Source organism: Streptomyces sp. CB01635 (genome assembly GCF_002803065.1).
Lineage (GTDB): Bacteria > Actinomycetota > Actinomycetes > Streptomycetales > Streptomycetaceae > Streptomyces.
Genome location: NZ_NNBL01000020.1, coordinates 116,345 through 130,592, shown reverse-complemented (window position 1 = coordinate 130,592; position 14,248 = coordinate 116,345). Strand labels below are relative to the sequence as shown.

Here is a 14,248-nt window from a genome sequence, read left to right as displayed (position 1 = left end):
CTCCGAACGAGGGAAGACACTTTCTGATGCTGCGTCAGATTTCTGCGACGCATTTCCGAGGCTTGACACGACCGGAACCTGACATGAAAGTTTCATGCGTCGAGCTAGATCCCGAAAGATTCTTTCAGAAGGGGTTCGTTCATGACCGACGGCGCGGCGGACAGATTGCACGACACGGACGACGGGATGTCGATGTCCCGTCGTCAACTAGGCGCGGGTGTACTGGCGTTGGGCGGGGCACTGGCCATTGCCCCCTTCCCGGCGGGGCCCGCCTCAGCGGCGGACACACACACGGCCGGGCAGGCCGACGGGCACGGAACCACGCTGCGCCGCGGGTCCCCCGAGCGGGCCGGCCTGATCGCCGGGCATCTGCGCCAACTCGTCGCCGACGCCGAGAAGTTCCTCGCCCCCTCCCCCAAGCACCCCTGGTACGCGGGCGCCGTACTGCTCGCCGGCCGCGGCGGCACGGTCGCACTCCACCAGCCGATCGGCAAGGCCGTGCGTTACTCGGCCTACGACGACAAGACCGACACGGGTGTGGAGTTCCCCGCCGACCAGCAGATCGCGGCGGCCGAGGACACGGTGTACGACCTGGCCTCCGTGTCGAAGCTTTTCACCTCGCTCATCGCCGTACAGGAGATCGAGCGCGGCAGGCTGGAGCTGGAGGCCACGGTCGCCTCGTACATCCCCGACTTCGCGGGCGCCGGCAAGCAGGACATCACGATCCGTCAACTCCTCACGCACACCTCGGGATTCCGCGCCTGGATCCCCCTCTACAAGGAGACGACGCGCGAGGGCCAGCTCCGCCTCATCTGGAACGAGGCACCTCTCAACCCGCCCGGCACCGTGTACCTCTACTCCGACCTCAATCTGATCTCGCTCCAGCTGGTCCTGGAGAAGCTGACGGGCCGGACCCTGGACGTGCTCCTGCACGAGCGGATCACGGGCCCCCTCGGCATGCGCCGCACCCGCTACAACCCGCCCGCCTCGTGGAAGCCGAAGATCGCCGCGACGGAGGACGCGCGCCTGCCCTGGTCCGGCCTCGACCGCGGACTCGTCTGGGGCGAGGTGCACGACGAGAACGCGTTCGGGCTGGGCGGTGTGGCGGGCCACGCCGGTGTCTTCTCCTGCGCGTGGGACCTCGCGATCCTCGGCCGCACGCTCCTCAACGGGGGTTCGTACGGCAAGGCGCGCATCCTGTCCGAGGAGTCGGTACGGCTGCTGTTCACCGACTTCAACCAGGCGTTCCCCGGCGACGAGCACGGCCTCGGCTTCGAGCTCTACCAGCACTGGTACATGGGCGCGATGGCGACACCGCGCACGGCCGGGCACACCGGCTTCACGGGCACGTCCATCGTCCTCGATCCGACGACGGACTCGTTCCTCATCGTGCTCGGCAACTCCGTGCACCCCGTTCGTACTTGGCGATCCGGCTCCGCTCCCCGGGTCGCCACCGCGAACAACCTTGCCCGCGCCGTCGCCGTGCGCCCCGCGCACGGGCGCACCGCCTGGTTCTCCGGCATGACGAGCGCCACGTCGGCGACGCTCACGCTGCCCGGCCTCGACGTCACATCCGACGCGGCGAGCCTCGCGTGCGACCTGTGGTGGGACACGGAGCCGCACTCCGACTTCCTGTACCTGGAGGCGTCGGCCGACGCCGGCGCGACCTGGCAGGCCCTGCCGTTCGCGACCACCCGCAAGGGAGAGGACGCCGATGACCACTCCAAGGGCACGGCCGACGGCTGGTCGGGCCGCGCCTGGCACCGCCTGACCGCCGCCCTCGGCGCCTTCAAGGGCAGCCAGGTCCGCCTGCGCTGGCGCTACGCGACCGACCAGTTGTACGTGGGACGAGGGGTGTACGTGAACGGGGTGCGCGTCACCGAGGGCCGCCGGACCGTGTTCGACGAGGCACGCCCGTCCGACGCGGCGCGGATCGAGGCGGTGGGGTGGTCGCCGTCGCAGGACTGAGCGGCGCACCGGCCACCCCTGAGTCGGCCCCTGAGGCCGCACTCTGAATCGGCGCACCGACTCGGCGGCTCACTTCCCGAGGACCGCCATCGCCGCGTTGTGCCCGGGGATCCCGCTGACCCCGCCGCCGCGCACGGCGCCCGCGCCGCACAGCAGGACGTTGGCGTGGGCGGTCTCGACGCCCCAACGACCCGTCCCTTCCTGGGAGTAAGGAAAGGACAGGTCGCGGTGGAAGATGTTGCCGCCCGGCAGGCGCAGGTCCCGCTCCAGGTCGAGCGGGGTCTTCGCCTCGATGCACGGTAGGCCGTCGGCGTCCAGGGCGAGGCAGTCCTCGATCGGCTCGGCGAGCTGCGCGTCGAGCTGGGCGAGGGTGGCTTTCAGGAGCTCGGCGCGGGCGGCGTCGTTGTCGCCCGCGAAGAGCCGGGCGGGCGTGTGCAGGCCGAACAGGGTGAGGGTCTGGTAGCCGCGCGCGACGAGGTCCGGGGCGAGGATGCTCGGGTCGGTCAGCGAGTGGCAGTAGATCTCCGACGGGGGCGCCGCGGGCAGTGACCCGGCCGCCGCCTGGCCGTACGCGGTCGCCAACTGCTCGTAGCCCTCGGCGATATGGAACGTTCCGGCGAACGCCTCGCGCGGGTCGACGGACGTGTCGCGCAGCTTGGGCAGCCGGGTCAGGAGCATGTTGACCTTGAGCTGCGCACCCTCGGCCGGGGCGGGCGGCTCGTCGCCGACGAGGGCGGCGAGGGCCTGCGGAGACGCGTTGACGAGCACGTGCCCGGCGCCGACGCGGCCCGCGCCGCGCTCCGACTCGTACGTCACCTCGGCGTGCCGCCCGTCGGTCTCGACGCGGGTCACCTCGTGCCCGGTGACGAGTTCGGCGCCGGCCGCGCGGGCGGCGTTGGCGAGGGCGTCGGTGAGGGCGCCCATGCCGCCGACGGGCACGTCCCAGTCGCCGGTGCCGTTGCCGATCACGTGGTAGAGGAAACAGCGGTTCTGCTGGAGGGACGCGTCGTGGGCGTCGGCGAACGTACCGATGAGGGCATCGGTGAGGACCACGCCGCGCACCAGGTCGTCCCTGAAGCGCTCCTCCACGGCGGCGCCGATCGGCTCCTCGAAGAGCATGCGCCAGGCGGCCTCGTCGTCGACGCGCTGCCGGAGCACGTCCCTGGCCGGCAGCGGCTCGGTGAGCGTGGGGAAGACCCGCTCGGCGACGCGGCGGGTCGTCTCGTAGAAGTCGGTCCAGGCCGCGTACTCGCGCCCGCCGCCGGTGAGGCGCTCGAAGGAGGCGCGGGTGCGCTCCTCACCACCGCCGACGAGCAGCCCGGTCGCCCGCCCGTCGCGCTCGGTCGGCGTGTACGAGGACACGGTGCGGCCGCGCACGGCGAAGTCGAGCCCGAGATCGTCGACGATCTTGTGGGGCAGCAGGCTGACCAGGTACGAGTACCGCGACAGGCGCGCGTCGACCCCGGCGAAGGGCCGCGTCGACACGGCGGCACCGCCGGTGGCGCCGAGCCGCTCGAGGACCAGGACGGAACGTCCGGCCCGGGCGAGGTAGGCGGCGGCGACGAGGCCGTTGTGACCTCCGCCGACGATGACGACGTCGTAGCGCTCGTGTGCTGGCATCCCTCTTGGTAACACGAGCCGATCATGCCGGGCCAGACCCTGGCTCGGCGGATCGCGAAGCGGAGGAGTACGGGCGGGCGCGCGTGGACAGGCGTCCGCAGGCAACCCGTCCCAGGCGGACGATCGCGGGCAGGCGCCGCAGGCCCGCGACTGCGGGAGGCCGACCGCAGGCAGAGGAGCCCGGACGTCACTCGCGGGGGAGCCGACCGCAGGCAGACCCTCGGGCGTCCCTCACAGGCAGATGATCACGGGGAGCCGACCCCAGGCGGACGACCCGAGGCAGGCCACCGCAGGCCTCACTCGCATGCAGACGCCCCACACAGCCGCCCCCCGCCCAGCCCCTCACCGTCGCGAACCCGGCAGACGACCACAGGCAGGCAACCCGGGGCCGGGCCAGCGCAGGCCTCACTCACGGGCAGACGCCCCCACCCAGCCCTCAGTGTCCCCCCGACGCCCGCTGCTGGCGCAGCGCAGCCACCCGCCGGTACAACTCGACCGCTTCCGTGCCGCGGCCGAGCTGTTCCAGGCAGTGCGCCTCGTCGTTGCGGCTGGCGAGGGTGTCGGGGTGGTCGGCGCCGAGGACCTGTTCGCGGGCCGCGGCGACCCGGCGGTACTCGGCGAGCGCGTCGGACCACCTGCCGAGCCAGCCGAGTCCGACGGCCACCTCGCGTCGGCTGACCAGCGTGTCCGGGTGATCGGCCCCGAGGACCCGGGCGCGGATCGCGCAGACGTCGCGGGCCTCGGCGAGCGCTTCCTCCCAGCGGCCCATCCGCCCGAGGTTGACGCCGAGGCCGTGGCGGGTGCGCAGGGTCTCGGGGTGGGCCGGCCCGCTGACGCGCGTACGGTCGTCGATGAGGTCGCGGTAGAGGCCGAGGGCCTCGGCGCTGCGGCCGAGCCGGCCGAGGCTGATGCCTACCTCGTAGCGCGCGGCGAGGGTGTCCGGATGGTCGGGGCCGAGCGCCTGTCCGCGTGTCTGTGCCACCTCGTGGTAGGTGCGCAGGGCCTCGGTCCAGCGCCCCAACTGACCCAGTGCGTAAGCAACTTCGTAGCGCGTGACGAGCGTGTCCGGATGGCTGGCGCCGAGGACGCGGGCGCGCGCCGAGGCGACCTCACGCGCCATGCGGTACGAGTCCTCGAGTCGCCCGAGCCGGCTGAGGTTGTACGCGAGGTTGTGGCGGCAGCGCAGGGTGTCCGGATGGTCGGGTCCCATGGCCCGCTCACGCGCCGCGAGCACCGATGTGTACACCTGGTGCGCGTCGAAGTGGCGCCCCAACTGGCCCAGGACGTAAGCCATTTCCTGCCGGGCGCCGAGCGTTTCGGGGTGCTCGGGGCCGAGGACCCGCTCGCACCCCTCGGTGACGCGGCGGTACTCGCGCAGGGCGTCGGCGGGGCGGCCGGTGCGGCTGAGCGTGAAGGCGACCTCGTAGCGGCTGGCGAGCGTCTCGGGGTGGTCGGGGCCGAGGACGTGCTCGCGCTCCGCCGCGACGGCGCGGTGGACCTCGCCGGCCTCCTCCCAGCGCCCGAGCCGGCCGAGGCTCAGGCCCGCGTTGTGCCGGGCTGCGAGATGGGCGACCGACTCCGGTGCCGGCGTGGGGCGTTCCGTGCGCACGGGCTGCTCCCCGCGCCGCGACTCGGGGCGCGCGATCCACTCCCCGGCCAGCCCCGCTGCCGCGTCGGGCGGCGTGCCGCGCAGCAGGGGCGGCCCGGCCGCCTTGTGGCCCGTCGTCATGCCGCGCGTCCAGGACGGCAGCCGCGGTTCACGGGAAAGCGGCTGCTGTGGCTCAACCGCGGTCTGGCGTAAGGGGGTTGTCGAACCCGTCGGCACATATCCGGACCGGGAACGGCCGTCACCGATCCGGCGGGCCAGTTCGCGGGCGTCCCGCGGCCGTTCGTCCGGGTCCTTCGCGAGGAGGTCGACGATGATCCGGTCCAGGAAGCCGGGGAGCTCGGCCCGGTGCCTCCGGGGCGGTTCGGGCACGGTGTCGCGGTGCCCGACGAGGACGGCCCAGGCGTCCTCCAGGTCGAACGGCGGCGCCCCGGTCGCGATCTCGTAGAGCACGCAGCCGAACGAGTACAGGTCGCTGCGCTGGTCGACATGGTCGCCGCCGATCTGCTCGGGCGACATGTAGTGCGGGGTGCCCATCGCGATGCCGGTGCCGGTGAGGCGTGAGGTGAAGCCGATGTCGTGGCCGAGGCGCGCGATGCCGAAGTCGCAGATCTTCACCGTGCCGTCGGCGAGCCGCATGATGTTCGCGGGCTTCAAGTCACGGTGGACGATGCCCTGTTCATGCGTGTAGGCGAGCGCGGACGAGACCTGGCCGGCGATCTCGACGATGTCGGCGACGGGTAACGGGTGCTGCTTGTTGTCCTCCAGGAGCTGGCTGAGGTTCTTGCCCTCCAGAAGCTCCATCACGAGGTACAGCACGCCTTCGTGCTCGCCGAAGTCGTGGACGACGGTCACCCCGCGATGCTGGAGGGCGGCCGCCACCCGGGCCTCCCTGCGGAAGCGCTCCCGCAGGACCCGGGTGAAGGACTGGTCGTGCTGCGGCCCCATCGGCTTGAGGCACTTGACCGCGACTCTGCGCCCGAGCGACTCGTCCCTGGCGCGCCACACTTCGCCCATACCGCCCCGCCCGATGAGATCGAGCAGCCGGTACCGGCCCTGGATCAGCCTGGTCTCCCCCGACTCCGGCATCTCGTGCTGTCGCCCCCGTCGCCTCGCTGCGCCCTCCCCGGCCTGTCCAGTATGGCCGTCCGACTCCCGATTTTGTACGGTGCCGGGCGGCTGCCGGGGCCGAGTCGTGACATGGCGCGCAGGATGTGTTTCGGCGGGAGCTGCCAGCGCACACGTGCGGGAACGCAGCGCAGGACGGTGCCGGTGAACCGCAGCCCTCGGGTCACGGCGGTCGGTGCCGGGGCCTGCCTGCCGTACAACTCGTGGGCGTACGGCGGCAGAGAGGCGTACGCCAGATGCGACACGCGCCTCCAGAGCGTCGCGCGCGCCGGGATCAGCAGCGGGTGGACGGGCGGTCTGCGCAGGAAGTCGTCGACATCCTGGGCCTCCGGACCCGCGGCGAGAAGGGGTCTCATCTCCTCGAAGTACGCGGCGAGTTGGGCCCGGTCGCCGGGCACGTCGGCGGGGTCGAGGCCCACCAGCCGGGCGCTGGTGCGGTGTTCGGAGATGTACTGGTCGGCCTGCGCGTCGGTGAGCCGGAACCCGGAGCGGCGCGCGACGTGGAGGTAGGAGTCGATCTCTGCGCAGTGCACCCACAGGAGCAGCTCCGGCTCATCGACGCCGTACCGCTCACCGGTGCCGGGGTCGGTGACCTTGAGATGGCTGTGGATCTTCCGCACGCGGGCACCGGCACGCTCGGCGGCCTCAGTGGTCCCGTACGTGGTCGTACCGACGAACCCGGCCGTCCGCATCAGCCGCCCCCAGGCATCCTTCCGGAAGTCCGAGTTCTGCATGACGCCCCGCACGGCACGCGGCAAGAGCGCCTGAAAGTAGAGCGCACGCACACCGGCGACCCACATCATCGGATCCGCGTGCAGCTGCCAGGTGACCGAACCGGGCCCGAAGAGCCCCGGGTCACCCCGCCCCTCTTCCACTCCTGTGCCCTCCACACCATCGCCCCTCTCCCGAATCAGCGGTGCCCAGTGCGATCGAGGATCTCTGCTCGGCGCTTTGGTACAACGCTACGGCGGGTTGGCGCACCGGTCGACGGCGCGGCGGCCGGGCGGGAATCCGATGCCTCCTTCGAGGAGGGCCGATGGGTGGTCGAGCGGCTGGGATGAGGAGCTTTCCGTGAAGGACTGGGCCGACGACGAATACTGCCTCTACGTCAACGGTGGAGAGGCCTCCGACCTCTGGGCCGTGCTCGCCGACTGGACACAGGGCGAGGACGAGGAGGAGTGGAAGAAACACATTCCGCGCTTCGCCCGGCTCATCGCCTGCTGGCAGCCCCTGGGGTTCATCCGGGTGTTCCGGTCGGACGAGTGGCCCGCGTACGGCGCGGGCCAGGAGGTCACCGGTGAGGAGCTGACCGAGCTCCTCACCGACCCCCGCAGCTGGGCGTACGCCGAGGAACCCACGCAGTGGATCTGCGTCGCCTCCGGCGACCGGCCGATCTCCGAACTGGAGGAAGGCATGTGCGACGAGGGCCAGTAGGCACTCGCGCCGCCTGAACGCCTGTGCCCCGAGCGACGTGTTGTCGGTCGGGGCACAGGTGTTCGGTCCTTCAGGCCTTGGATGCCGTCAGCCCGGACCGGCTCCGTTCCTCCGCGTCCGCGTCGAAGCCGATCGGCTCCCAGCGCTTCGCCAGTAGGGCCGTCAGGCCGAGGACGGGGGCGGCGAGGATGACCCAGTAGACGTGGGTGCCGAGGCCGGTGCTGAGGATGGGGAAGAAGAAGAGGGTCAAGGTCGAACCCAGGCGCAGTACGGCCTGGTTGAAGCCGATACTGACACCGCGCATCGACGTCGGGAAGCCCAGCGAGGCGTAGCTCATGATGTGTGCGCCGGGGCCGAAGCCCTGCGCGAACATGAACGCGCCGAGCATCAGGATGCCCGCCGTCACGACGGCCGTCCCGGACGGATCCCCGATGAGGCCGAGCACCGTGATGGCGACGAACTGGATCGCGAAGCCCAGCGTCATCATCGGCCAGGCGCCGCGGGTCGACGCCCAGCGGATGCCGAGCAGCCCGCCGGTCAGGGCGAAGACGAGGTTCAGGGCGAAGGAGGACGCGATCGTGGTGAGCGGGCCCTGGGTCATCAGCGTGGCGATGATGATCGGCAGTCCGAACGCGACCGCGTTGTAGCCGAAGGTCTCCGCAAGACCGACCGCCACCGACTGGATCGTGCGCGTGCGGTACGGCGGGGCGAAGAGCCGCGCGTACGCGCCGAGGCCGGTGCGGGGCGGGCGGGGCGCCGTCTTGGGCGCGTCGTCGGCGACGCGCGCGTCCACGCCGTACGACTGCCGCAGGATCTTCGCCGCGCCTTCCAGGTCGCCCTGGTCGGCGGCCCAGGTCGGGGACTCGTTCATGTAGCGCCGGCGCAGCAGCAGTACCAGCAGCGCGGGGACCGCGCCGAAGCCGACGGTGAACCGCCACAGCCAGCCCAACTGGGCGTCCGGCAGGACGAAGTACAGCACCATGATCACGAGGTAGCAGCCGCTGGTCGCGGTGTACCAGGCGGGTGACCAGGCGGCCGTGCGAGAGCCCTTGCTGCCCTTGCCGTGCAGCCGGGAGAACTCGGCGAGGAACGCGATCGCGACCGGGATGTCCATGCCGACGCCGATGCCCATCACGAAGCGCGCGGCGATCAGCGTCCACACGTCCTGCGCGACCGCGCACACCAGCGCGGTGGCGACGAAGAAGAGCATGTTGGCCATGAAGACGCGGTAGCGGCCGATCCGGTCGACGAGCCAGCCGCCGACGAGGGCGCCGAGGAGCGAACCGACGCTGATCGAGGCGGTGACCGTGCCGGCCATGGTGGAGCTGAGGCCGAACTGCCGGGTGATGTCGGGCAGCCCGTAGGCCAGGGAGCTCAGGTCGTACGCGTCGAGGAAGATGCCGCCGAGCGCGATGATCACGATCATCTTGGCGTGCCGGCCCCGCGCCGTGCCCGAGTTGACGAGATCGGAGACGTCGGCCGCGGAGCGGATCAGTACCGTGCCCGACGGCGTCACCGGAGATGTGCTGGTGGACAGGGGGGAGGTGGAACTCACGAGCGCCTTCCGGTGTGGTGCGAGGACGTACCGTCGGATCGTATGCACCGGCCGGAATTCACCCCTCCGCATGTCCACATCGTGGGCACGCCCGTGGACTCGGCAGCGGCGCATGATCCAAGCTGTGACCATGAACCCATCCCGGCCGCAGACACAGGTGACATCCGGCGTTTGCCGTTCATTGGGGCAGAGCTGGTGCGGTGATCCGGAAAGCGCTCTACCTTCGTGCGAATGAGAGCGGCGGATAGCGGTATTCGGGTCTGGGCACAGCGCGGCATGTGGGGTTCTGCGTTGCTCTCATGCGGTGCCTGGGGCGCCGGCGCGCTGCCGCGCGGCGTGCCGGACGGGATCTGGGGAGCCCCGGGACCCGCCCTCGCGCTGATCGGTGCGACGGCGGCGTATGCGGGACTCAGTCTGCTGCTCTGGTCCTGGTGGCAGTTGGGCACGCTGCTGCGGGCCGGCGCGGTGATGAGCAGACGGCGCCAGTGGCTCACGCTGGGCGGCTGGGCGCTGCCTCTGCTCCCGGCGCCGGCGCTGTTCAGCATGGACATCTACAGCTACGTGGCCCAGGGCGCACTGGCCGGGCGCTCCTGGAACGTGTACGAAGTCGGGCCCTCGGCACTCGGCGGGCATCTCGCAGCAAATGTCCCCGAAGTGTGGCGGGACGCGCCGGCTCCGTACGGCCCCCTGTCCGTTCTTGTGAGTCGGGCCGTGGTCTTCGTGACCGGCGAACACCATGTGGTCGCCGCTGTCGTGCTCCATCGGGTGGCCGCGCTCGCGGGGCTCGCCCTGCTGGCCTGGTCGGTTCAGTGGCTCGCGACCCGGTCGGGCGGCGACGGCTCAGGCGCCTGGTGGGCAGCGTCGTTGAATCCGCTGGTGCTGGCCCACCTGGTGGGCGGGGCGCACAACGAGGCGCTGATGCTCGGCTTGATGATGACCGGTCTTGTGGCGTGCCGGTCGGGACGATGGGTTCTGGGCGTTGTCGCGCTGACGTGCGCCGCGTTGGTGAAGGCCCCGGCCGCGGTGGCGTTGGGGTGCGCCGCCCTGGTGGCAGTCGCCGGTCAGACGGGCCGGTGGCGACGCTTGGGCCGCGCGGCGGGGATCCTCCTCGCGGCCGTCGGGACGCTGGTGCTGACAGTGACGCTCAGCGGGCTGGGCTGGGGTTGGCTCCATACGATCCGCACGCCGGCCCACTCGTACACGCCGATGTCGGTGGCCACGGACGTCGGGCGGCTGCTGAGGTGGATCGGGACCGAAGCCGGCTGGGACACCACGCCGGACCCGGTGACAGTGATGCGTACGATCGGCACCTTGGCAGGGGCCTGCGGCGCCTTGTACTTCCTGGCACGCGCTCCTCGCCTCGGCGCCGAACGCGCCGCGGCCCTGGGGTTGTTGGCTTTGGTGGTGTGTGCTCCAGCCGTGCAAGGCTGGTACCTGCTGTGGGGTGCGGTGCCCCTGGCCACCGTCGCATGGCGCCCGCTGGCGGACACCCGGGTCAAGACGGCGGTCGTCGTTGTGGTTCTCATGGTGTTTCCGTCGGGCCGGGGGCCCACCGTCCCGGATGTGGTCGGCGCCGTCCTGGGGATCTCGGCCATCCTGCTGTGGGCGGCATGGACGTCTCAGCGAGCCCGTGACGCAGGGCTGCAGCCTTCCCCCCGGCCCAGTTACGGAGAGCCTCTGCGGTTCCCCTGAAGTTATAGTGCGGGCGTTCCGGGGAACCGGGGCCCGGAGCCGGTCGACCTCACGCGCCACCACGCGTTCATCGACGTCCAGGATCCCGGCGGATCCCCGATGGCCACACCACGCAGGAGGCCGTCACATGGAACCCGTCACGCTGATCACCGGTGGCTCGACCGGAATCGGCGCCGCCACCGCCCGCGCCCTGCTCAAGCAGGGCCACCGCGTGGCCGTCACCGGACGTGACGCGGACAAGCTCGCCGCCTTCGCCGCTTCGGCCGCAGCGGGCGAGCGGCTGCTGACGATCCCAGGCGACACCAGCGACGAACACGACGTCGCCTCCGCCGTGCGCCACGTGGTGGACGCGTGGGACCGGCTGGACAACGTCATCGCCAACGCCGGTTTCTCACTGCCCGGCAACCTGGAGAGCCACGCCCCCGAGGACATGCGCGCCATGGTCCTCACCAACGTCCTGGGCCCGGCCCTGCTGGTGCGGGAGACCCTGCCGCACCTCAGGGCGTCCAAGGGCCGGATCGTGATCATCGGTTCGGTCGCGGGGGTGCGCAACACGCCCGGCAACCTGTACTCGGTCACCAAGTGGGCCGCGCACGCGCTGGCCGAGAACACCCGGCTGCTGGTCGGCAAGGACGGGGTCGGCGTGACCGTCATCGCCCCCGGGGTGGTGGACACCCCGTTCTGGGACCAGCGCGGCGGCACCCCCGAGGCGGCGCCGGCGATGACCGCCGAACACATCGCGGACACGATCGTCTTCGCCGTCAACCAGCCCGCGGGCGTGGACATCAACCACATCACCATGCGGCCGTCCGGGCAGCTCGGCTGACCCCGCGTCCCAACGACCGTACGAAAAGGCGCCTCAGCGGCGGACGCGGGGCATGCCCAGGCCTATCCAGGAGATGATCTCGCGCTGGATCTCGTTGTTGCCGCCGCCGAACGTGAAGATCACGGCTGATCGGTAGCCGCGTTCGAGTTCGCCGTGCAGGACGGCGCCCGCCGAGCCCTCCTTGAGCGCTCCCGCCGCGGCGACGACCTCCATCAGCCAGGCGTACGCCTCGCGGCGCGCCTCGGAGCCGTACACCTTTACGGCGGAGGCGTCCTGCGGGGTGAGGCTGCCTTCCTGGACGGCGTTCACCATCTGCCAGTTGAGGAGTTTCATCGCGTCGAGCCGGGTGTGCGTCTGGGCGAGGCGCTTGCGCACCCAGCCGAGGTCGATGACGCGGCGCCCGTCGGCGAGCTTGGTGTCCATGGCCCAGCGCTGCACGTCGCGCAGCGCGCGGATCGCCATGGTGCCGTGGGCGGCGAGCGTCACGCGCTCGTGGTTGAGCTGGTTGGTGATGAGGCGCCAACCCTTGTTCTCCTCACCGACGCGGCGGCTGACGGGAACCCGGATGTTCTCGTAGTAGCTGGCCGTGGTGTCGTGCGAGGCAAGGGTGTTGATGATGGTGCAGGAGTAGCCGGGGTCCGACGTCGGCACCAGGAGCATGGTGATGCCCTTGTGCGGCGGGGCGTCCGGGTCGGTGCGCACGGCGAGCCACACCCAGTCGGCCGTGTCGCCGTTGGTCGTCCAGATCTTCTGCCCGTTCACCGTGTAGTGGCCGGTTGCCTCGTCCCCGTCGCGCACCGCCCGCGTCTTGAGCGCGGCGAGGTCGGTGCCCGCGTCGGGCTCGCTGTAGCCGATGGCGAAGTCGAGCTCTCCGGAGAGGATCCTCGGCAGGAAGTACGCCTTCTGCTCGTCGCTGCCGTACTGCATGATCGTGGGGCCGACGGTGTTGAGCGCCATGAGCGGCAGGGGCACGCCCGCCTGCGCGGCCTCGTCGAAGAAGATGAACTGTTCCATGGGCGTCAGGCCGCGCCCGCCGTACTCCTTCGGCCACCCGACGCCGAGCCATCCGTCGGTGCCGAGCCGGCGCACCGTCTCGCGGTAGAACCGCTTCTGCGCGGCCGGATCCTCGTAGCGGGCGTACGCGTTGTCGGGCACCAGCTCCGCGAAGTAGGCGCGCAGCTCCGCGCGCAACTGCTGTTGCTCGGGCGTGTATTCGAGGTGCACGGCCCCTCCTGGCGGTCGCTGGTACACCGGGTCCCGGTCCTGACGGCGCACACAGTAGAACTCGTTTCAGAAATAAGGAATGGGCGCGGGCGGACGGTTCCGGCTCCGGGGGACCGCGCGGTCAATCCCTTTGCGGGGGCGCGCGCCCGTGGTTAGGTTCAGCCGCGTCCTCAACTCCCTGTACAAGGAGCCCTCTTGTCGCTGAACCTGACACCGCTGACCGATCCGTCCGGCGGCCCGGACGGCCGCCGCCTCGCCTGGCTGGCGTCCGACACCGACGGAAACCCGGTCGGGTCCGCGTTCCTGCGGCTCATCGACCGGGACGGGCAGCGGCATCTCGCCCAGCTGGCCCTCCAGGTCCATCCCGCGGAACGGCGTCGCGGCGCCGGCACCCGGCTCCTCGACGCGGCGGTGACGGCCGCGAAGGACGACGGGCGGCGCTCGCTCACCGCCCCGGCCGACGACGGCTCACCCGCGGACCTGTTCCTGGCCGCGCGAGGGTTCCGCCGGGTGCTGAACCTGACGTACGCGCGACTCCCGCTCGCGGAAGCGGACGTCCCGGCCCTCACTCGGACGGCGCGCGCGGAGCACCCCGGATACCGGCTCGTCTCCTGGGAAGGGACGGTTCCGGACCACCTGGCCGCGACGTTCGCCGCGTCGCGTCGCGCCATGGACGACATGCCCATGGACGACACCGACTACGGGACGGTCGCGTGGGACGTGGACCGCGTCCGTGCGGTGGCCAAGGCGGTCGAGGAACGCGGCGAACACCTCGACACGGTCGTGGCGGTCGACGCCTCCGACGGCACCGTCGTGGGGTTCACCGAGCTCGTCGTCCCCGGCGACGGCACGGGCGACGGACAGCACTACGGCACGGGCGTGCTGCCCGAGCACCGCGGCCACGGCCTCGCGCGCTGGATGAAGGCCGAGGCCGTTCTCCGCGCCCGCGGCCGCCACCCGAAGCTCGGGGGCCTGCTCACGGACACCGCCGACAGCAACACGCACATGCGCGCCGTGAACGACGGACTCGGCTACCTGCCGACGCATCGGACGTACGAGTACCAGCTCGAGCTCCAGCAGGGCTGACGGCACATGCGGTGGCCGCCGCGGGGCCGCGGTGGCCATCGTCACACCCTCCCCCGTACCCCATCCCGCCGAGATAGTTGTAGAGTACAACGTGAAAGGTTGTAAACAC

At 71.3% G+C, this 14,248-nt stretch carries 10 protein-coding genes; 5 read left to right on the top strand and 5 right to left on the bottom strand.

The features are described from left to right. The first annotated feature begins 141 nt into the window (after positions 1-141). Complete coding sequence (locus tag CG723_RS34130) at positions 142-1,968, top strand: serine hydrolase (RefSeq protein WP_234374669.1); 1,827 nt, start codon at positions 142-144, stop codon at positions 1,966-1,968. Positions 1,969-2,037: 69 nt separating this feature from the next. Here the strand turns inward: CG723_RS34130 and CG723_RS34125 are convergent, their stop codons facing one another. The 3 genes from CG723_RS34125 to CG723_RS34115 form a co-directional block, all read right to left on the bottom strand. Further along, positions 2,038-3,588 carry a phytoene desaturase family protein gene (locus tag CG723_RS34125; RefSeq protein ID WP_100597367.1) on the bottom strand — a complete coding sequence of 517 codons (1,551 nt, stop codon included), beginning with the start codon at positions 3,586-3,588 and terminating at the stop codon, positions 2,038-2,040. A gap of 436 nt (positions 3,589-4,024) precedes the next feature. Continuing rightward, positions 4,025-6,283, bottom strand: coding sequence for a serine/threonine-protein kinase (locus tag CG723_RS34120; RefSeq protein WP_100597366.1), 2,259 nt, complete (start codon positions 6,281-6,283; stop codon positions 4,025-4,027). Then, the gene (locus CG723_RS34115) at positions 6,256-7,212 is read right to left on the bottom strand and encodes an oxygenase MpaB family protein (protein WP_234374668.1); all 957 of its coding nucleotides are present in this window, start codon (positions 7,210-7,212) and stop codon (positions 6,256-6,258) included. Before CG723_RS34115 ends, CG723_RS34120 begins: the two co-directional genes overlap by 28 nt. 181 nt (positions 7,213-7,393) lie before the next feature. Here CG723_RS34115 and CG723_RS34110 point away from each other — a divergent pair, with 181 nt between their 5' ends. Further along, complete coding sequence (locus tag CG723_RS34110) at positions 7,394-7,756, top strand: hypothetical protein (protein ID WP_100597365.1); 363 nt, start codon at positions 7,394-7,396, stop codon at positions 7,754-7,756. A gap of 70 nt (positions 7,757-7,826) precedes the next feature. Here CG723_RS34110 and CG723_RS34105 read toward each other — a convergent pair whose 3' ends face one another. Continuing rightward, the gene (locus CG723_RS34105) at positions 7,827-9,311 is read right to left on the bottom strand and encodes an MFS transporter (protein WP_234374667.1); all 1,485 of its coding nucleotides are present in this window, start codon (positions 9,309-9,311) and stop codon (positions 7,827-7,829) included. Between the two features lie 231 nt (positions 9,312-9,542). Between CG723_RS34105 and mptB the strand changes: the two genes are divergently transcribed. Both mptB and CG723_RS34095 read left to right on the top strand, forming a co-directional pair. After that, on the top strand, positions 9,543-11,003 hold the full coding sequence (gene mptB, locus CG723_RS34100; RefSeq protein WP_159032613.1) for a polyprenol phosphomannose-dependent alpha 1,6 mannosyltransferase MptB: 1,461 nt from the start codon (positions 9,543-9,545) through the stop codon (positions 11,001-11,003). Positions 11,004-11,130: 127 nt separating this feature from the next. Continuing rightward, on the top strand, positions 11,131-11,829 hold the full coding sequence (locus CG723_RS34095) for an SDR family oxidoreductase (protein ID WP_100597362.1): 699 nt from the start codon (positions 11,131-11,133) through the stop codon (positions 11,827-11,829). Positions 11,830-11,862: 33 nt separating this feature from the next. Here the strand turns inward: CG723_RS34095 and CG723_RS34090 are convergent, their stop codons facing one another. Continuing rightward, entirely contained in the window at positions 11,863-13,053 is a 1,191-nt protein-coding gene (locus CG723_RS34090; protein WP_100597361.1) for an acyl-CoA dehydrogenase family protein, read from the bottom strand. Positions 13,054-13,248: 195 nt separating this feature from the next. Between CG723_RS34090 and CG723_RS34085 the strand changes: the two genes are divergently transcribed. Beyond that, a complete protein-coding gene (locus CG723_RS34085; RefSeq protein ID WP_100597360.1) occupies positions 13,249-14,139 on the top strand; it encodes a GNAT family N-acetyltransferase in 891 nt (296 codons plus the stop codon). Positions 14,140-14,248 lie beyond the last annotated feature (109 nt).

What these genes read in the sequence shown, in the direction of transcription:
- CG723_RS34130 (WP_234374669.1), top strand. Translation starts at nt 142, where the DNA reads ATGACCGACGGCGCGGCGGACAGATTGCACGACACGGACGACGGGATG.
- CG723_RS34125 (WP_100597367.1), bottom strand. Translation starts at nt 3,588, where the DNA reads ATGCCAGCACACGAGCGCTACGACGTCGTCATCGTCGGCGGAGGTCAC.
- CG723_RS34120 (WP_100597366.1), bottom strand. Translation starts at nt 6,283, where the DNA reads ATGCCGGAGTCGGGGGAGACCAGGCTGATCCAGGGCCGGTACCGGCTG.
- mptB (WP_159032613.1), top strand. Translation starts at nt 9,543, where the DNA reads ATGAGAGCGGCGGATAGCGGTATTCGGGTCTGGGCACAGCGCGGCATG.
- CG723_RS34095 (WP_100597362.1), top strand. Translation starts at nt 11,131, where the DNA reads ATGGAACCCGTCACGCTGATCACCGGTGGCTCGACCGGAATCGGCGCC.